This window comes from Bacillus sp. PK3-067 (assembly GCF_056738645.1).
Map to the genome: position 1 here is coordinate 3,458,466 of NZ_CP096490.1, position 19,315 is coordinate 3,477,780.

Annotated in this window: 16 protein-coding genes and 1 pseudogene; 7 read left to right on the forward strand and 10 right to left on the reverse strand. The window is 34.0% G+C overall.

The window, feature by feature from the left end; translation table 11 throughout:
• Positions 1 to 204: 204 nt before the first annotated feature.
• On the reverse strand, positions 205 to 1,098 hold the full coding sequence (locus M1D73_RS17810; protein WP_121868219.1) for a LysR family transcriptional regulator: 894 nt from the start codon (positions 1,096 to 1,098) through the stop codon (positions 205 to 207).
• A gap of 123 nt (positions 1,099 to 1,221) precedes the next feature.
• Here M1D73_RS17810 and M1D73_RS17815 point away from each other — a divergent pair, with 123 nt between their 5' ends.
• Positions 1,222 to 2,187 carry a quinone oxidoreductase family protein gene (locus M1D73_RS17815; RefSeq protein WP_121868218.1) on the forward strand — a complete coding sequence of 322 codons (966 nt, stop codon included), beginning with the start codon at positions 1,222 to 1,224 and terminating at the stop codon, positions 2,185 to 2,187.
• A gap of 65 nt (positions 2,188 to 2,252) precedes the next feature.
• Here M1D73_RS17815 and M1D73_RS17820 read toward each other — a convergent pair whose 3' ends face one another.
• The 3 genes from M1D73_RS17820 to M1D73_RS17830 form a co-directional block, all read right to left on the reverse strand.
• Complete coding sequence (locus M1D73_RS17820; protein ID WP_001042046.1) at positions 2,253 to 2,963, reverse strand: histidine phosphatase family protein; 711 nt, start codon at positions 2,961 to 2,963, stop codon at positions 2,253 to 2,255.
• 160 nt (positions 2,964 to 3,123) lie between these two features.
• Entirely contained in the window at positions 3,124 to 3,648 is a 525-nt protein-coding gene (locus M1D73_RS17825; protein ID WP_000256469.1) for a GNAT family N-acetyltransferase, read from the reverse strand.
• A gap of 6 nt (positions 3,649 to 3,654) precedes the next feature.
• The gene (locus tag M1D73_RS17830; RefSeq protein WP_121868217.1) at positions 3,655 to 5,556 is read right to left on the reverse strand and encodes an endonuclease MutS2; all 1,902 of its coding nucleotides are present in this window, start codon (positions 5,554 to 5,556) and stop codon (positions 3,655 to 3,657) included.
• Between the two features lie 604 nt (positions 5,557 to 6,160).
• Between M1D73_RS17830 and betA the strand changes: the two genes are divergently transcribed.
• Complete coding sequence (betA, locus tag M1D73_RS17835) at positions 6,161 to 6,832, forward strand: collagen-like exosporium glycoprotein BetA (protein WP_001001591.1); 672 nt, start codon at positions 6,161 to 6,163, stop codon at positions 6,830 to 6,832.
• Between the two features lie 155 nt (positions 6,833 to 6,987).
• On the opposite strand, the gene amyS is transcribed toward betA, so the two are convergent.
• Positions 6,988 to 8,529, reverse strand: a complete 1,542-nt coding sequence (gene amyS, locus M1D73_RS17840) for an alpha-amylase (protein WP_000476408.1) — start codon at positions 8,527 to 8,529, stop codon at positions 6,988 to 6,990.
• A gap of 203 nt (positions 8,530 to 8,732) precedes the next feature.
• Between amyS and M1D73_RS17845 the strand changes: the two genes are divergently transcribed.
• Both M1D73_RS17845 and pepF read left to right on the forward strand, forming a co-directional pair.
• On the forward strand, positions 8,733 to 9,524 hold the full coding sequence (locus M1D73_RS17845; RefSeq protein WP_000129192.1) for an arylamine N-acetyltransferase family protein: 792 nt from the start codon (positions 8,733 to 8,735) through the stop codon (positions 9,522 to 9,524).
• 117 nt (positions 9,525 to 9,641) lie between these two features.
• Complete coding sequence (pepF, locus tag M1D73_RS17850; RefSeq protein ID WP_000137543.1) at positions 9,642 to 11,429, forward strand: oligoendopeptidase F; 1,788 nt, start codon at positions 9,642 to 9,644, stop codon at positions 11,427 to 11,429.
• 24 nt (positions 11,430 to 11,453) lie between these two features.
• On the opposite strand, the gene M1D73_RS17855 is transcribed toward pepF, so the two are convergent.
• Entirely contained in the window at positions 11,454 to 12,587 is a 1,134-nt protein-coding gene (locus M1D73_RS17855; protein WP_000915193.1) for a serine hydrolase domain-containing protein, read from the reverse strand.
• Between the two features lie 257 nt (positions 12,588 to 12,844).
• On the opposite strand from M1D73_RS17855, the gene M1D73_RS17860 reads away from it, so the two are divergent.
• Positions 12,845 to 13,075, forward strand: a complete 231-nt coding sequence (locus tag M1D73_RS17860; protein ID WP_121868216.1) for a hypothetical protein — start codon at positions 12,845 to 12,847, stop codon at positions 13,073 to 13,075.
• Between the two features lie 110 nt (positions 13,076 to 13,185).
• Here M1D73_RS17860 and M1D73_RS17865 read toward each other — a convergent pair.
• Positions 13,186 to 14,415: pseudogene (locus M1D73_RS17865) on the reverse strand (MFS transporter).
• A gap of 86 nt (positions 14,416 to 14,501) precedes the next feature.
• On the opposite strand from M1D73_RS17865, the gene M1D73_RS17870 reads away from it, so the two are divergent.
• A complete protein-coding gene (locus M1D73_RS17870; RefSeq protein ID WP_000351689.1) occupies positions 14,502 to 15,353 on the forward strand; it encodes a LysR family transcriptional regulator in 852 nt (283 codons plus the stop codon).
• Positions 15,346 to 15,855, forward strand: coding sequence for a DUF3916 domain-containing protein (locus M1D73_RS17875; protein ID WP_063220834.1), 510 nt, complete (start codon positions 15,346 to 15,348; stop codon positions 15,853 to 15,855). Before M1D73_RS17870 ends, M1D73_RS17875 begins: the two co-directional genes overlap by 8 nt.
• A 38-nt stretch (positions 15,856 to 15,893) precedes the next feature.
• Here the strand turns inward: M1D73_RS17875 and M1D73_RS17880 are convergent, their stop codons facing one another.
• The 3 genes from M1D73_RS17880 to M1D73_RS17890 form a co-directional block, all read right to left on the reverse strand.
• The gene (locus M1D73_RS17880; protein ID WP_001226341.1) at positions 15,894 to 16,838 is read right to left on the reverse strand and encodes a glycerophosphodiester phosphodiesterase; all 945 of its coding nucleotides are present in this window, start codon (positions 16,836 to 16,838) and stop codon (positions 15,894 to 15,896) included.
• 391 nt (positions 16,839 to 17,229) lie between these two features.
• Complete coding sequence (locus M1D73_RS17885) at positions 17,230 to 18,849, reverse strand: FAD-dependent oxidoreductase (protein ID WP_121868215.1); 1,620 nt, start codon at positions 18,847 to 18,849, stop codon at positions 17,230 to 17,232.
• Between the two features lie 287 nt (positions 18,850 to 19,136).
• Positions 19,137 to 19,268 carry a hypothetical protein gene (locus M1D73_RS17890; RefSeq protein WP_001227549.1) on the reverse strand — a complete coding sequence of 44 codons (132 nt, stop codon included), beginning with the start codon at positions 19,266 to 19,268 and terminating at the stop codon, positions 19,137 to 19,139.
• Between the last annotated feature and the right edge of the window lie 47 nt (positions 19,269 to 19,315).

The window sequence follows — 19,315 nt, forward strand, 5'->3', positions numbered from 1 at the left end:
ACGAATAAAAGTTGTAAATTCCCTTACGATTATTGGAATATACAAAGAAATTTACTTATCCTTTTAAGAAAAAAATTTGAGAAATACACATTTGAAGACATCCTTTATTTCAAACATAAAAGAACCGATACTTGTTACATGCAAGCATCAGTTCTTTATAAAAAATTGCCATTTTTTCTTTTTATAAAATAAATATTTCTCCACTTAATCCGTTGTAAAGAACTCCCTCGTTACATCAATAAATTGCTGCAGTGGCACTTTCATCCATTTGTCTTTATGCCAAGCGATTTGCGTATAAATCGGAGAGATTGTATTTTCTAAATGTAACTCTTTTATCGTCCCCTCTCGTATATCTTTTTCTACTACTATTGCTGGTAAAACGGCTATGCCTAAATCTGCAATAACACATTGTTTAATTGCTTCAACACTAACAAACTCAATTTTATTTGCTGGATATACATCTTCCCAGCGAAATAGCTCTTCAAATAAAGTCCGATACGAGCAGCCTAATTCTGTTAGTAACAGTGTTTCACTCTCTAAATCTTTTATAGAAGCAGTAGTCTGTTCAAGTAAACGATGTGTAGGAGCAGCTACTACTTTTAATTCTTCTTTCATAAGCGGTTCCACATGTAAAACATCTTCTGTTTTACACTCATCCAAAATAAATGCAAGATCTACTTTTCCCTCCATCAATTGTTCCTTCGCATCTTTATTGGAATGTGCTGGTTTAAATATAAGTTTTATTTTTGGGAATTGTATTTTAAACCTCTTTAATATAGAAGGCAGTCTGTATGTACATTGACTTTCTTGTGCACCAATTATTAACGTACCTGCTATTTCTTCATCATCTTTCACAGCCATTTTCGCTTCGTTACTGAGTGCAATCATCTTGTCGGCATATAGTTGAAACTTCCTACCTGCTTCAGTTAAGAAAAGACGTTTCCCTAATCTCTCAAATAGTGGTGTACCGAGCTCAGCCTCTAATGTTTTAATTTGTGCTGTAACGCTCGATTGGGCAAAGTTTAATTTCTTCGCAGTTTGTGTAAAGTTCAAAGTATGTGCCGCTACTTTAAATGTAATTAACTGTTTTATTTCCATTTATCATCCCTCTTTTCAATCGATATTTCCGATTGATTCCATCGAAATAATCCTCTTTGTCTATTGATATTTGTATTGTATGATAAAGAACATCTATAAACAATATAAATGGAGGTATTCCATATGAAAGCACTTTGTTTCGAAACATTCGGAGACGCTAATGTTCTACACTATAAAGAAATACACAATCCAATCATAAGTCCAAATGAAATTCTTGTCCGCACGAAAGCAATCGGATTAAACTTCGCTGATATTTATAGACGCCGCGGCGATTATCATCTTGCTGGCAATCCGCCTTATGTATTAGGTTATGAAGGAGCTGGAATTGTTGAAAAAGTAGGAGCTGACGTTACTACTATCAACCTAGGAGACCGTATTGCATTTGCGGACGTCCCATTTGCAAATGCAGAACTAGTTGCCGTTCCATCTGAAAAAGTAATCCCACTGCCAGATTCTATTTCTTTTGAAACAGCCGCTTCTGTCTTATTACAAGGATTAACTGCACATTATTTAACGCACGATAGCTATCAACTAAAACAAGGTGATATAGCTTTAGTACACGCTGCAGCTGGTGGCGTCGGTCAACTTCTTATTCAAATGATTAAACTACAGGGCGGAACAGTAATTGGTCTTACATCATCAAAAGAAAAAGCAAAGATAGCTACATTAGCTGGTGCCGATCACGTATTTTTATATACCGAAGCATGGCATATGAAAGTACTGGAAATGACTAATGGAACTGGAGTAAATGTTGTGTATGAATCAGTAGGTTCTACATTAGGGGAAAGTTTTAACGCTACTAAAATTGGCGGTACTGTCGTATTTTACGGAATGGCTGGTGGTAATCCTGCGCCAGTTGATCCGCGTATGCTTATGGATACTTCAAAAACTTTAACTGGTGGAGACCTTTGGAACGTGCTTACTACTTTTGAAGAACGTAAAAAACGATCTACTCAATTATTCGATTGGATCGCAACTGGAAAATTAAACATTTCAAATCCTACTACATTCTCTTTACAAGACGGTGCTCTTGCTCATGAATTATTAGAGAGCCGTAAAAGCACAGGGAAGATTTTATTAATCCCATAATTCACAAAATGAAAAGGAAGCTAGATTTCTCTACCTTCCTTTTCTTATTTCTATTTGAGATTTAATTATATTTCCACACTTTCTTTCCCTTTTGCAACATAACTCATATCTCCAACAGACTCGACTGTGTATGTTCCATCTTGATATACAATTTTCGTCACACTAGCATTTTCCACTCCAAGTTTTGTTTTGCTACTGTCTAACATTTCTATTAAGGTAGTAATCAAAAGCCCATGAACGACAACTAAAACGTTACCGCCACCATTTCCAGCAGCTTCTTCACTAATTTTATCTATCTCTGTTTTTATACGAGTAGAAAATAAGTCCCAATCTTCCGCCTGTTTTGTAGGATCTGCTACGCTAATAAGATTAATCACTTCTTGAATAGAAAACTTCATAAGTTCTTCTGATGATGCAACGCCTGCAGCTTTTCCAACCACATCCCACATATTCTCAAGTTTTTCACCTTCAAAAATACCGAAATTTAATTCTCGCAAATCTTTTCTTTGCTCAAGTTTTAATTTTGATTGCTCACTATATTTTAATACTAAATTAGCAGTTTCAATTGCGCGGCCGCTATCACTACTATATGCATTCATAAAATGAATATCTTTTAATCCTGTCCCTAAATTTGTGGCAACTTCAACACCTTTTTCTACTAATGGAGAATCAGCCCAACCTTGCGCACGATGATTCGTATTTAATATTGTTTTACCGTGTCTTGTAACATATAACGTAACTGCATTCTCATTGCTATCTGTTTCTCGCTTATTCATTTCATTCTCTCCCTTTACGTTTCTATATCAATTTTACCACCTCAATTATTCATTGAGCAAAATATACGTCAGTAGATCCGCTTAATAAAAAAAGCTATCTTTCTGTATATCCATACAAAAAGATAGCATCTTTTATGATTACATTTCTTAACCGTTACTCCTACTCAGCAAAAGCACTCGAATATTGTACAATTCCTTTTACACCTCGAAGAGCATTTTCTGTTAATTCCATTATCATAAATACCTCTTCAGGCACTTCAAACGGTGCTTTTATATTCCACTCACTTGCTTTCTTAAAACCAAATTTCGGGTAGTACTCTGGATGTCCCAATACTACAACTGATCCGTATCCAAGTTCTTTCGCTTTTTCTAATGCAGCTACAATCAGTTTTCCACCAATTCCTTTTTTCTGATGACCCCTAGCAACTGAAACTGGTGCAAGCGCTAATGATTCTACAGAAGTTCCATCTTGTTCTATTGTAATTTTCGATAACATAATGTGACCAACTATATCTTCATCTACCGCAACAATTGATAACTCTGGAACAAACGCGTCACATTCTCTAATACGTTTTACAAGTTCATGTTCTGTTTTATCACTAAATTCTTCCTTTAAAAATGCTTCTTTTACGACTTCTTCTGTTTTTCTATAATCATTTTTTTGTTCTTGTCTAATCGTTACCATTTTAACTTATCCTCTATTCTTTCTTATTTCTTTTTGAATTTTACGCAGTGCTTTTTTCGATCCGCGCTCAATATCGTGTTGCATTTTTCTTTCTTTATAATCAACAAATAGTGTATTTAAATCGTATCCTTCTGGATATAACTCCTTCGCTGCTACTTCTAAAGTAATACGTTTTACATTTACTTCAACGAATTCACCGTTATAATATACAACAACATTATAAAAATTATCTTTTTCCTTATAGATAATACCAAAATCATCATGATCCAATAAATTAACACGATCGCCGATTTTGTACTCATAATGAGATTCTCTTTTTTCTTGTACGAATTTCGGTTTTCTAATTTTACTTTCATTCACTTTTTCTAAAGCGTACTCTTTATTTCCCATGTACTCTTTCGCCCTTTTCAGTACATGTTCTTTTACGTTCATTTTATTCGCAATCCAAAGTGCATTACTTTCTCCTGATTTTCCGATAACTAATTTATAAAGCGGCTCTAACGTTTCACTATTAAACTGCATCGCTGCATTCATAAAGTCATCATGCATTTCTGAGAATCGTTTAATTTCTCCGTAATGCGTACTCGCAACGGTAATACATCCCGCAAAGTACAACTCTTCTAAAATAGAAATTGCAAGTGCTGCACCTTCATTTGGCTCTGTACCGCTCCCTATTTCATCAAATAAAAGTAACGTATTATTATTTGACATCCTCATAATCTCAGAAAGATTTTTCATATGAGATGAAAATGTACTTAGTGCGTTTTCGATACTTTGATTATCACCAATATCTACAAATACATTTTCAAAAATAGCGATTTCTGTCCCTTTATCTCCTGCAATATGAAGACCTGACATTGTAGCTAATGTTAACAATCCAATCGTTTTTAACACAATTGTCTTTCCGCCCGCATTCGGCCCTGTAATAATTAAACTACGATACTCTTGACCAATTTTAAAATTCAAGGGTACAACTTGCCCTGTTAAAAGCGGATGCTTACAATTCACTAAATGAATGTAGCAATGATCATTTAACTTCGGTTCTATTCCATCAATCGATTTACTAAACTTCGCTTTCGCAAATACCATATCATACTGACTAATTAGCTCCATGTTAATCTTTATACTATAAATATTTTCTAATACCATCCCTGATAAAGTCGCTAAAATTTGATATTCTTCAACCGCTTCTTCTGCTTTCAAACCTGCTAGTTCTGCATTCAATTTCGTAACCGTATGCGGTTCTATAAATACAGTAGAACCTTTTGCCGAGGCTTCAATAATACTTCCAGCAACTTGATTTTTATAGGAAGATTTAATTGGAATCGTATAACGGTCATCCTTTTTACTAATAAAGAATTCCTGAATGAATTTCTTATTTGCACTACTATTTAAAAACTTCGTTAAACGTTCTTTTATTTTCCCATCTACAGAATCGATATTATTTCGAATTCGTTTTAACTCTTTACTTGCAGCTGCATCAATACTATTTCCTTTAATTGAAAAGTTAATTTCCTCTTCAATACTTTTATATTCAGTCATTGAATTTGCATAAGAAGCTAATACTGGTGCAAAAAATTCTTTATCTAACATAAACTTTTTAATCTTTCTACATCCACGTAAAAAGTCTGAAACACTCACTAATTCTTCTGGATCTAAAATCATACCTTTTTCTAATTTTTGAATTGTACTAGCAATATTAGAAATGCCGAAGAAAGGAACATGCCCTTCTGCATCTAATATAGCTCGTGCTTCTGTCGTTTCATTCAACCGATTTCTCACTACTTTTATACTCGTACTCGGCTCTAATTTGTTTAATAATTCCTTACCTAATCCACTTACACAATAAGATTTCACTATATCCTTTAATTCGTTATATTGTAACTTTTCAAAAGTCATCGTATTCATTTTGTTTCTCCTCACTATGATTGATTTTTATCATAAATGAAGATACCTACTCATTAGATTCCAATGAGTCATATATAAAATTCCATAATTATACAATAAAAACATATACAAAAAAGCTGCGGGGATACCGCAGCTTTTACATTTACAAGGCATGTGTAATAACGTATGAGGAAATAAGCCATAAAAAATAGATGGCAGTCCCTTATTACACGCTTTATAAAGTATTGTAGGTATCTTCATAGGTTTTGAAATAAATGCATGACAAAATTAGGGGTATGATGTACATAAAAATCCCCTGGTCTTATCCGATTTATTTCATTAAATTTTTCCTATTTAATACCTACCGCACTCACAAAAAGCACCTCTCATTAATTTATATTATAGTCATTGAAATCTAATTTATTGAAATCATCATACTATATGTTACGTGAGAAGTAAAGGTGTCATACTTTAGTAGTACGTAACTATAAATTTCAATATTGCTTAAATTAGGTCTATATTCGCTGAAGAGAAATTATAAGAAGCGCCTCCGCTATTGCGAATGTCATTTACTTCCCCAAATACATTTAATAATTATGACAAGCAATGATAGGAGGTTTACTATATGAATGAAGAGTATAGTATTTTACACGGACCTGCTCTGGAACCAAATTTAATCGGTCCCACACTACCATCAATTCCACCATTTACATTCCCCACCGGACCTACTGGAATCACAGGACCTACCGGCGCGACAGGTTTTACCGGAATTGGAATAACTGGTCCTACCGGGGTTACAGGTCCTACCGGAATCGGAATAACTGGTCCTACTGGGGTTACAGGTCCTACCGGAATCGGAATAACTGGTCCTACTGGCGCAACCGGTTTAGGGATTCTTCCCATATTTGGAACAATAACTTCTGAAGTAGGAATCGGTTTTTCAGCAGTAGTTAATACAAATATTAATTTTACCATTCCAGGACCTGCTAGTGGAACTACCCTAAATCCATTAAATAATTCTATTACAATTGATACCACTGGCGTGTACTCTGTATCCTTTTCAATTGTATTTGTAATACAAGCTATATCGTCTAGTATATTAAATCTTACAATAAACGATTCCATTCAATTCGCAATTGAAACGCGAGTTGGTGGTGCTTCTGGGGTGAGAGCTACATCCGCCAGAACTGATTTACTACCTTTAAATCAAGGGGATGTTCTTCGAGTACGAATAAGAGAAGCCACGGGTGACATTATATATTCCAATGCCTCTCTTGTTGTTATAAAGGTCGACTAGCTCTTTTATTACAATAAAGATTTATGAAAAATAAAGTGAAACTTTAATAAGCCCTCACCAATCGGGCTTCCCACAAATAGCGGGATAAATATGCACAATATAAAAAGAAGAGGAAAACTTATATTTCAGTCTACCTCTTCTTTTTCATCACCAAATTATTGTTGAACATATATGGAAACTGATCCTCCACTTACTTGGAACTGCCCCCATCCGTCCTTATTAATTGTTACAGTATTTGTTTGATTACCCGTAATATCGTACCATACTTCCCCTGCGTTATTCTTTCCAACATCCATCCACTTCGCCCCTCCTGGTCCATCAGAGATTAATGTTGCTAAACCAGAATTAGCATGTACACTATCACCTTCTCTTGTCCAGCCAATCACATCCGGATGATCAAAATAATCACGCTGCGTACCATATGCAAAGTTTTTTCGTGCCGTCAAAATCGGATCAATTTTGTCCTTTAACGCTGGAATTTCATAGTTACTATTTCCTTTTGTACCATAGTAATCACCATAGAAAACAGAAGGATACCCCTCTGCACGCGTTAAAATAAATGCATATGCCAGCGGTTTGAACCAAGGGCTCACTACAGATTCCAATGACTGACCAGGCTGTGAATCATGATTTTCAACTAGAGTAACCGCAAGTGTAGGATGATTCGCAACTACCGTTCCTTTTAAAATATTTCTCATATCATAATTTCCATTTCCTGTTGAAGCATAATGAAAATTATAATGAAGTGGTGCATCGAACACAGATTGATTATAATTAACCTTCGCTAAATAATTATTTAAAGTCTGGATATCATTTTGCCAATATTCAGCTACTGTAAACATTTCTTTCCCTGTTTGCTGTCTAACATGATTTACCCAATCGCGCAAATATTCATGATCAATATGTTTAACAGCATCTAAACGAAAACCATCTAAATTTAATTCATTCGCATACCACGTTCCCCATTTTTTCATTTCATTCGCAACATCTGGATGATCAAAATCAAGATCCGCATACATCAAATAATCATAATTCCCATTCTCGCTAGACACTTCCCAGTCCCATGCTTTACCTATGCCCCTAAATTTATAAATTCGGTTTAATTTCCTTCCTTCATCCCAATCCGTTCCGTCAAAATGATACCATTTCCATTTGAAATTAGAATAAGAATCTCCACGTCCTGGAAAGTTAAATCCCGTCCACGCACTAATTTCATAATCACCTGATACTTCAACATTTCGATTGCTCGGGTCTACCTCAACTGCTGTTACAGTTTCTGTATAATCAGCCCCACCTTTATGATTCATAACTACATCACCGTATACATCGATGTTTTTCTTATGTAAAGCGTCAATTGCAGATTTCAATTGTGCTTTCGTCCCATATTTCGTCCGCACTGTGCCCTTTTGATTGAATTCCCCCAGATCATATAAATCATATGCTCCATATCCTACGTCATTTTGCGTAGTTCCTTTATATGCAGGTGGTATCCAAACAGATGTAATTCCTTTTTCCGCTAAATTTTCAACATCAGTACGCAAACGATTCCAATGATTCCCATCATTCGGAGCATACCACTCAAAATATTGCATTAACGTTCCATTGTTAACTGTGTCTGCATATGCCTTACTCCCCTCATATATACTAGGTAAAAACATAACAACTGACAATCCGACTATTGTTATTCTTTTAAACATCTGTACACCATCCCCTTCCAAGAAAGCGTTTGCATAGTTTATCAGAATTATTATAATATTCGTCCCACCGTTAGTAAAGTAGCAATCTCTCACTCTCCCATATTATTTTTAATCTAATTTCAAATATTCAACGTAGTTTTCATTTCACATCCTATTCAAGATTGTTTACAATTTACCTATAAAAGCATAACGGAGGGATTTCGATGACAGACTTTCAAAAACAATTTTTCGCACGATTACATATAGAAGAAAAAGACACAGTTTCATTTGAAGATTTATCTAACATTATGTACGCAATGGCACAAACTGTTCCTTTTGAAAACTTAAATATTCTCGAAAAGAATTTTAAAGAAATATCAAAAGAAAATTTGAAAGAGAAAATTTTAGTAAATAACCGTGGCGGTCTTTGTTATGAACTCAATCCTACTATGTATTACTTCCTGAAAGATTCTGGATTCGATGTTCATCTCGTTTCAGGAACAGTTTATAACGCTGCAAACTCCATATGGGCTGTTGATTCTGGCCATATCGCAACCGTTTTAACACATCATAATGAACTTTATTTAATTGAAGTAGGATTCGGATCATACTTACCTCTTGCCCCTGTCCCTTTCTCAGGTGAAGTCATTCACTCTGCTACAGGAGATTATCGTATTCGTAAAGAAATGACCGAAAAGGGAAACTACATTTTAGAGATGCGGAAAAACAATGAGTTCTTGGATCAATCTGCTGCTGATGATTGGACGTTAGGCTATGCATTTTATATAGAAGAAGTGGATGAAGAAAAAGCAAATACAGCACAAAAAATTATCGTTGAACATGAAGGATCACCCTTTAACAAAGTACCTCTTATTGTAAAACTAACTGAAGATGGGCATGCCTCTTTAACGAAAGATAGCCTTACAGTAGCGAAAAATGGTAAAAAAACGAAAGAAACCGTTACAGACATGCAATATACAAACCTTTTACATTCAAAATTCGGAATTACACTATAAGTATGTAAGCCTTGTTATTTTAGCAAGGCTTTTCAATTTTCAGCAGGGATTTTTTGCAATTTGTTGTATTTCATAGTTATATAGAAATATAACTACATGTTTAGAAAGGAAATGATTATGACAGAACTTAAAGATCGATTACAAGTAGCTGATATAGAAAAATGGGATTTAACAGACATTTACCATACAATTGAAGATTGGGAAAGTGATTTTCATAAAATTGAAGTATTAACGAAGGAATTACACGAGTTTAATGGCAATATTCACGATGGCAATAGTTTATTAGCTTATTTAACGAAGAGTGAAGAAATTTCTAGCATAATATCTTTAATGTTCGCTTATGCACGATTACAATCTGACCTTGATACACGCAATACTGACGCGCAATCTCTTGTCGATAAAGTATCACAATTACACGTGAAAGTAAGTGCAGCTAAATCTTTCTTTTCCCCCTTCTTACTTAGCATAGACGAAAGCACATTACATTCTTACATAGAAGAAACAGAAGGCTTACAATATTATAAAGAAGACTTGTTTGAATTATACCGTTATAAAAAACACGTATTGAATAAGGACCAAGAAGCAATTTTATCACAAATGGGTGAAGCTCTTTCTTCTCCACAGCACACATTTGGTATGTTAAACAATGCAGATATATTATTTGGTGAAGTGACGACTGACGATGGAGAAAAAGTGAACTTAACACGCGGAATGTATGCAAAGTTAATAGAAGATACGAATCGTGAAAAGCGTAAAGAAGCTTATAAAGCATATTACAAACCATATGTTCAGTTAAAGAATTCCATCGCATCTACTTTATCCGCTGCTATTAAAAATAATGTTACTGTTTCGAAGCTAAGAAACTATCCATCAGCGCTAGAGAAATCATTATTTGGCGATATGGTTCCGAAAGAAGTATATGAAAACCTAATTGATACAACGAAAAAAAACATTCAAACATTACATACATACAATGAAATTCGAAAAGAAAAATTAAACGTAGATGAACTAAGACAATACGACTTAGGCGTCGATTTAGTAGAAGGTGCAAAACAAGACATTCCATATAGTGAAGCATTTGACATTATGATTGCATCACTAGCTCCTTTAGGAGAAGAATATATTGAAACATTAAAAAGTTTTAAAGATAAAAGATATATAGACGTAAGGGAAACACCAGGAAAACGTTCTGGTGCTTATAACTTTGGTGTATATGGTGTTCACCCTTTCATTCTTTTAAATCATCACGATGATTTAAACAGCCTGTTCACTCTTACTCATGAATGCGGACACGGTATGCATACGCACTATTCACATGGATACCAACCAAGAATTTCTGCACATTATTCTATCTTTGTCGCAGAAGTCGCTTCAACAGTAAATGAAGTGTTATTAATTCACTATTTATTAAAAGAAGCAAAAGAAACGAACGTACGTAACCATTTAGTTAACCATTTTATTGAGAAATTTAAAGGTACTTTCTTTACACAAATTATGTTTGCAGAATTTGAAAAAATCACACATGAAATGGCTGAACAAGGTAAACCATTAAATGCACAAGTATTCAGTGAAATTTATGAAAAGCTATTTAAAGAATATAACGGTGATTCACTTGTATTTGATGAAGAAGTAAAATACGGATGGGCTAGAATCCCTCATTTCTATCGCCCGTTTTACGTATACAAATATGCAACTGGATTTGCATCTGCCATTCAAATCGCTGATAAACTATTAAGCGGTGATCCGAATGCTCAGAAAAATTATATTGAATTCCTTAAAGGTGGAAGTTCAGACTACCCATTAAACTTATTGAAAAAAGCTGGCGTCGATTTAACAACGCCAGAACCGATTGAAAGTGCATTGAAACAATTCACTCAACTTGTTGAGGAGTTTTCAACCCTATAAAAAAGAGCCTCTAGGGGCTCTTTTTTATATTCCCTTTCCTTCTATTAAATCATTCGCCATTTTCCTAAATTCTTGATTAAATGCGTCATTCATACCATTTTGGACGTTAGAAAATAATATGACAAACGTTCGTTTATCCCAGTTAAAATTATTAAAAGTGTTCCAGCCAGCTAATACACCGTGGTTATGATAATAATCTGGGTAAATATAGAAACTAAATCCATATTTTCTTGCAGGTGATGCAGAAAACATATCTGATACACTTTGTTTAGAAAGTAGTTTACCATCCATAATAGCTTCATCTAATTTTTTCATATCTTCAACAGTCGTATACATTTCACCACAACCATACAGCCAGTTCATTTTTAAGCGCGGCGTGGCTATTAACTTATTATCTTTTTTCGTATACCCTTCTGCTAAGAAAATATCTTCTGGAAGTGTTGCGCCCATTCCAGATTCATTCATTTCAACGGGAGTCAAAATATTTTCTTTCACATATTCAGCAAGTGGTTTATTCGATATTTTTTCTACAATATATGCAAGCACCATATAATTATAATCTGTATATTTCCATCCTGTCCCTGCTGGAAATTGTAACGTTTGTGCCCCAATCCACGTTACTAATTTTAACCGTGATGCTGCGTCAACACTACCTTGTCCCTGTTCTGGTAATCCAGACGTATGTGTTAACAAGTTTCGTAACGTAATGTTTTTATCTGCCGGAAACGATGGGATATATTTATTTACATTGTCTTCAATGTTCAACTTCCCTTTTTCTTTTAGTTGCATAATAGATATTGCAACAACTGTTTTCGTAATAGAGCCAATGCGATATTTCGTTCTTGGCGTTGTTAATACTTGATCTTTCACATTCGCATAACCGTAGCCTTTTCGTAAAATTACATGACCTTTACTTGCTACAAGAACACTCCCATTAAACCCTTTATCTTTTAAGTACTGATCTAGTTTTCCAGCTGCAATTTCATAACGCTTTTTCTCATTCGCATCGATTTCCTGCTTAACATCTTTTTGCTTACTATTTACATTAGAAAATGCCTTTGCATCATATTTCTTTCCTTTATTTGCATGTATTAGTGTAACAATACTTCCACAAAAAACTGCAAAAATAAAGAAAACGATTAACCATTTCTTTAACATACTAGGAACCCTCTTTTATCTAGTTTCACTTAACGTACATCCATTCTATTTTATATCTTTTAATTATCAAGTATATTATAATATTATTTAATATTCACTCTGTTAAAACTAGATTCCTTTTTCTCATTTTCAATTTTGACTACTCTCTATTGTATTTCTTTCTTGCAAAATTTCCAACATACAATCGGATGCATTACACTATAATTTCAAATTCTTTTGTAACATTTGTTACATACTAAAAAGAATGGAGATGTAATATGAAAAACACCGATAAACGCAATCGTTTAGATGATAAGATGTTTCATTATCGGATAACAAAAAACAACATGGTATTAATTGAATATTACGAAAAACAGATTATGGTATTAAAAGGAAATGATGCTGAAAAATTTTTAAATAAAATAAATCATGCAAATAACGATAAAGAAAAACAGCTAATTATGGCTAAAATTACAGGTAATTTCAAAAGAGGTAATGAACGAAATTGAAAACGAATCTCATTTACATTTTGATTATACAACAAATAAAAAAAGAAATGTCGCTCATTCAACATTTCTTTAGACTTTCTTCATAAAAAATTTACATTGCTAACATTCCTTCATTTTCTATCCTTCCTATATAAGCTAACCGCTGAAATAGTTAGTAATACAACTATGCATAACCACGCATACGTATATCCCTTCTTATCTACAATATAACCAAATAAAGCAGGCGCAGCAATAATGGCAATTTGATTTAATGTAAGTGCAAAACTCACTGTCATCCCTACCGATTCTTCACTTGCTGATTCCGCAACTTCAGTTATGAAAAGGCTAAACCATCCAATTGCAAAGAACCCTAACAATGCACTTACACCATACAATACATTCGTTATTGTATGTATGCTCATTACTAATATTAGAATGAAGAAAATAGAAATACAAACAGTTATAAATAAGAGGGTACGCCTATTCTCCTTATAAAATAAATCACTAGTAGCTGCTAATATAACCCTACCAACCATTCCAGAAAAGAACATAACGGAAAATACTTTTCCAGCTAAAATTGGCGTGATTGATTGTTCCAATACTAAAAATTTTATAAAGTGCGCAACTAACACCATTTGCAATGAAATCATACAAATGCCAGTTATATAAATTGTATATAACTCTTTTTTACACATCACTTCTTTTAACTACATCCAAAAAGAAAGTTTACTACGTTCTTGTTTAACTTTCTCTTGAATATATGGTTCCTTATAAAATATAAAAAATAAAAACCCTCCAATTATACAAATACATGCAATACTATTTACCGCATAGGCCATATTATATTTTATTGTAAGAAACGGGATCAATACTCCCGCTAATGTACCACCAATCGGTATACCGGCTTGTCTAATCCCCATCGCTAACCCGCGATTTTCTTTTGAGAACCACTTCATTATCACCTTACTTCCTCCTGGCTGCGAAACACTATAAAACGTTCCTACTAATAAAAGTACAAAGAGTAACCCATTAAATCCATTGACCATATTAGTCAGTAAAAACGAACCTCCTAGTAAAAATGAACTTATCGAAATTAACAACTTTTCATTGTATTGATCAAGTAGCCGCCCGACAAAAAGCATACAAAATAGCGGTCCTATATTTACAACACTTACTAACAATCCAATCTCCGTATTCGTAAGTGTATATTCTTCTTTCCAAAATAAAGCAAACGCTCCAACACCATACGTTATAAGTGTCGCTGTTGTTTGAGCAACCGTCGCAAAAATTAACATAACCCACTTATAAGTACTATTCACCCTTTCTTCCATTAACACAATAATCCCTCCATCCCCTTCCATTGTATGAAAGTTCTGATATCATATAAAATAAAGATTTATCATGTAATTCATCAAAAAAAATGATACCTTTTCTGGAGGGATGATACTTGGATATAAAAGATTTAACTGTATTTTACGAAGTTGCGAAAGAAAAAAACATATCTCACGCAGCTAAAAATTTAAACTATGTACAGTCTGGCGTAACAATGCGTATGAAACAACTAGAAAACGAATTAGGTGTGCCTTTATTTTACCGAAACGGAAAAGGTGTAACTTTAACTTCTAACGGTGAGATTTTATTAACATACGCCAAACAAATTATCTACTTAATGGATCAATCTGTTAAAGCAGTTCAAAGTAATGGGATCGAACCAAGAGGCACTTTAAAAATTGGATGTACAGAATCTACAACCGCTGTAAGACTTCCATCTATATTAACGGCCTATTATGAGAAATACTCAAAAGTCGAATTGATTTTAGAATCAAATACGACGGAACAATTGATTAGGCTTGTACTAGAACGAAAACTGGACGGAGCGTTTATAGCTGGCTCTACTCAGCATGCTGAACTTCATACAAATATATTTCGTGAAGAAGAATTAGTTCTCATTAGCAAAAAGCCTTTATCTTCCTTTAAAGACATAGGAGACATGAATTTACTTGCATTTAGTCATGGTTGCTATTATAGAAATTTATTAGAAGATTGGCTTCAAGAAGAAGGAATTTCACCTAAGCGAGTATTAGAGTTTGGAACAATTGAAGCGATTCTCGCATGTGTAAAATCAGGTATAGGCATAGCAATTATGATGAAGTCTATTTTAAATGGTCATCAACATGACATATCATTCAACCCTTTGCCAAATAGCTTCAAAAAAGTTCCTACTACTTTTATTACTAGAAAAGATATATATCACTCTGCTGCATTACAAAAATTTATGGAGATGACTCACAATGCGTGAAAAGAAAATACGTGGTATGAACCGAAAAACAGACACTATGATACAGCGAATTGAGGAACATACAAAAACGTTCCCTTCTACTTTCTATAACGATGAATATTGGAATATGCTATTGCCAGTTTCGCAAGCTTTTATTGACTCTCGTAAAACACCTAGAAAAGTAAAACGGTTATGTATTCAAACCTTATTAAATCAAGCAAATCATTTAATAAATATGAAACCGAGCGATACACATACATATCGAGTTGTTGTTTTGATTCCTATAAATAATTTGTGGGATTCGCAAATCATTACATTTAAAAATGAGGACTACTTTCATAATTTCTTTAATAGAAATAGTGAATTTCAAAAATGGATTCTTCTTTCAAATGAAATTGATTTTTGGGAGACATGGGAAATGTCAGTTTGTCATACCTTCAAAACGCTTCACTTTCAAGAAATTATTTATGATGTAGATGAATGCTATGAAAAAGAGATTCTGTTTATCGGAGAGTTAGATTAAAAAGGGTATACCTAAAACACTGGTATACCCTTTTCCACTTATTTTTCCTTCAATACACTATGTAATCGATCCGGATAATTTGTAAACATTCCTGTAACACCCCATTTGATTAACAGTCTCATATCTGGTTTCTCATTAATTGTATAAGGGTGAATTAATAGTCCATTTTTCCTAGCCATTTTCATATATGACTCATCAATAATTAGTTCTCCGTTATCATTACGTAAGTTTGGTCCAATACCAGCTGCATACTTTTTAATTTCTTGAAAATCATCATTTGTTACACTTTTCGGTTCATGTGTAATGCCAGACCATTCAACAATTTCATTGTTTTCATTTGGATAATACCAAAGCAATTGAACTAACGGAATATTTTCATTCATACTATGAATCTTTTTCAAACTATCTTTACTAAATGATTGAATCATAACACGGCTAGAAGACATGTTTTGGCCTACTAAATTATATTTTTGTAACAACGCCAACAATTTCTCTTCCATTCCTGGATACACATCTGGTGATTTTGTTTCAATATAATACTTCATACTTCTTCCATACTTTTGGAAGATTTCTTCAAGAGTTGGAACCTTTTGCCCAACATACTCTTGCTTAGCCTTTTCTGGATACGCTTTATTAAACCATGATCCAGCATCTAAACTCTTTATTTCACTTAACGTTTTATCGCGTACTTCGCCTGTTCCATTTGTAGTGCGATCAACTGCAGTATCATGCATTGCAATTAATTGGCCATCCTTTGTTAATTGAATGTCTAACTCTAAATAATCCGCTTTCATTTTTTTCACTAAATCATAAGAAGCAAAAGTATGCTCAGGTGCATGTCCACTTGCTCCGCGATGTGCAATATTTAAAAACTTATTCGTATTCCATTCATGCTTTCCTTCTGCTTTCGCATGAACAGCTCCCCCAGCAAAGATGCTTCCCGTCATAAAGAAAATAACTAAAACGCTAATAATCTTTCTCATCCTTCTAACCCTTCCTACGTTGCAAATTTCAACAAGCTAATGAGATTTACACGAAACAGAAGACACACTTTCATTATTTTTATAAACCTATATTAAAATTCCAATCTTACAAATGTTTTCTATATTATTAATATAGAAAACTAGTATTATCCTATTTAATTCCTATAGCCCTCCTTTTCACATGTAACTCCCTATTTTGTACGGTTCATTCAATAAAAAAAGCCATAAATTATTTAGGCTACACTCCTGTATCCCTAAATAAATTTATGGCTTTTCTCAAATATCTCCGGCCTCTATTAACTTGTCGAATTTAATCATATCAAACCTATTGAAATTTGTGAATATTTTTTTCAGTAGAGTGAAGCACATAAAACAATATTTCTGTAGTTACTTAAAAATCACATAATAAATTTCTCATTACCTCTTCCGATACTATATCTGGATTTACTACCGTTTTTTCCGAACGCCATCCGATAAAGCCATCTGGTCTAATTAATACAGCACCTCCATTCTCTATACCATATAATTTGCTAAAAATATCTTCTGGAACAACAAAGTCTCCACTTAAGCCAACACGATACCCTTTTATATTTATTCCTAATTTAGCTGAAACAGCATGTGCTGCCTCAGCCCAAGAACTATTTTCTACTCCTGTAAGTAATACAAAACTGTTACCGAATAAGTCTAATGTAGAAACTTTCTTCCCTTCATACGTTCCCCATAAATGTGGCGCTCGCGTTCCAGGTCTTCCGTTCAATTCTATGCTATCCATTCTATGCGGAGTGACTGAATCATCTATAATTGCCTCTGAACAATACTGATATCCAACTGTAACAGCTAAACCATCCATATTATTCAAACTGCCTTCCTCTCTATTCGCAGCACGAAACAGTAAACTACTTGCATAAGCTGTCGTTAATTTTGCAACAGAGTGTCTCTCCTCATGATATGTTTCTAACAGTTTTGGTTTTGCCTTCCCTTTTATAACAGCCGCTAATTTCCAAGCTAAGTTATGCGCATCTTGTATTCCTGTATTTGAACCAAATCCTCCTGTTGGCGGCATAATATGTGCTGAATCTCCAACTAAAAAGGTTCGATTCCCTTGAAATTTCACCACTGTACTTTCGGCCGCTTCCCACGGTAAAACACTTAATATTTTTGATTCAACATTTGTACTTCCAATTGCTATTTCAATAATTTGTTTACAACGTTCCATCGTGAAATCCTCTGGTCCCTCTCCTTTTAATGGATCGTAGGCTACATGGTAAATCCATTTTTTCACGTTATCTACTGGGATCAGTGCACCAAGAACCTCTGGATGAAGTACCATAGAAAAACCGAATGCGTCTCCTTGTATAAACTCACTTAAGTCTGCTTCAAAATAAATATTCATATAATAGCCACCAATGGTTCCACGCCCCTCAGTTTTAATCCCTAACTGCTCACGTATTTTACTTTTCGCTCCATCCGCTGCAATTACATAGTCACAATGTATGACACTTTCTTTTTCTGCTTCACGATTTCGAATCTTTGCTTTTACCCCGTTTTCACTTTGTTCAAATGAAACTAATTCATGATAAAAAGATAGTTGCCCGCCTAGCGTTTTTGCTTCTTGTAACATCATCTCTTCTAAAATAATTTGATAACATGCAGTTTGTTTTGATGGACTAATCTTTTCTATTTTTTGAAGTAACTCTTCATCGTTTCCGTATTGTGTCGCTCTCATTTGTTCCAATTCTTCTTTATTCGCCTCAGCTATTGTATGAACCGCTATTCTTCCTCGGCAGTTCTCTAATGCTTTACCTGCCAATTTAATTCTTTTTTCCAAGCCTAATTCTCGAAATAACTCCATTGTACGTAAAGTAAGACCCCCTGCTTTCGGATGAATGGCAGTAGACGGATGCCTTTCAATAAGTAAGTACTCAATGTTATGTTTTGCAAGAAATAACGCAGACGCTAACCCAGATAATCCCCCTCCAACAATTAAAACTGGTACATAATTCGATTTCATATATTTCCCCTCCAAATCATTGTTCTGAGCTCAGTGACATAAATATAATCAAAAAAAACATTAAAATATAGACTTATATTTCATTTTGAATTATCATATAGATAGATTACGCCCCAAAATTCCTTTTACCTTTTCATACATCTATAATCCACCTGAATTGTGTCTGTATGAAAGTGTAAAACAAAAGAACGTACTTTACGTTGAACCATGTTCTATCGTAAAATTCAAAAATAATACAAACATTATAAGCGGTCGTAACCTTATGGATTATACAAGGTTACGACCGCTTATTTTATTGTTACATCATTTTTTGTTTTTAAAACCTCATCTATTGTGTTATGTAGTCCTTCCAATCCCTTTTCTATCTCCCTATAATTTTCAACAATAAAAAATTCATTCGTCTCGATTTTCTTTCTCAATATTGCACCTCATACAACAATCATGTAGCATTACCGTATCGAAGTAA

Excerpts from the sequence above, each read along its gene's own strand:
- M1D73_RS17815 (WP_121868218.1), top strand. The coding sequence starts at position 1,222 with ATGAAAGCACTTTGTTTCGAAACATTCGGAGACGCTAATGTTCTACAC.
- M1D73_RS17820 (WP_001042046.1), bottom strand. The coding sequence starts at position 2,963 with ATGAATAAGCGAGAAACAGATAGCAATGAGAATGCAGTTACGTTATAT.
- amyS (WP_000476408.1), bottom strand. The coding sequence starts at position 8,529 with ATGTTTAAAAGAATAACAATAGTCGGATTGTCAGTTGTTATGTTTTTA.
- M1D73_RS17845 (WP_000129192.1), top strand. The coding sequence starts at position 8,733 with ATGACAGACTTTCAAAAACAATTTTTCGCACGATTACATATAGAAGAA.
- M1D73_RS17875 (WP_063220834.1), top strand. The coding sequence starts at position 15,346 with ATGCGTGAAAAGAAAATACGTGGTATGAACCGAAAAACAGACACTATG.
- M1D73_RS17885 (WP_121868215.1), bottom strand. The coding sequence starts at position 18,849 with ATGAAATCGAATTATGTACCAGTTTTAATTGTTGGAGGGGGATTATCT.
- M1D73_RS17860 (WP_121868216.1), top strand. The coding sequence starts at position 12,845 with ATGAAAAACACCGATAAACGCAATCGTTTAGATGATAAGATGTTTCAT.
- M1D73_RS17880 (WP_001226341.1), bottom strand. The coding sequence starts at position 16,838 with ATGAGAAAGATTATTAGCGTTTTAGTTATTTTCTTTATGACGGGAAGC.
- pepF (WP_000137543.1), top strand. The coding sequence starts at position 9,642 with ATGACAGAACTTAAAGATCGATTACAAGTAGCTGATATAGAAAAATGG.
- M1D73_RS17810 (WP_121868219.1), bottom strand. The coding sequence starts at position 1,098 with ATGGAAATAAAACAGTTAATTACATTTAAAGTAGCGGCACATACTTTG.
- M1D73_RS17855 (WP_000915193.1), bottom strand. The coding sequence starts at position 12,587 with ATGTTAAAGAAATGGTTAATCGTTTTCTTTATTTTTGCAGTTTTTTGT.
- M1D73_RS17825 (WP_000256469.1), bottom strand. The coding sequence starts at position 3,648 with ATGGTAACGATTAGACAAGAACAAAAAAATGATTATAGAAAAACAGAA.
- M1D73_RS17830 (WP_121868217.1), bottom strand. The coding sequence starts at position 5,556 with ATGAATACGATGACTTTTGAAAAGTTACAATATAACGAATTAAAGGAT.
- betA (WP_001001591.1), top strand. The coding sequence starts at position 6,161 with ATGAATGAAGAGTATAGTATTTTACACGGACCTGCTCTGGAACCAAAT.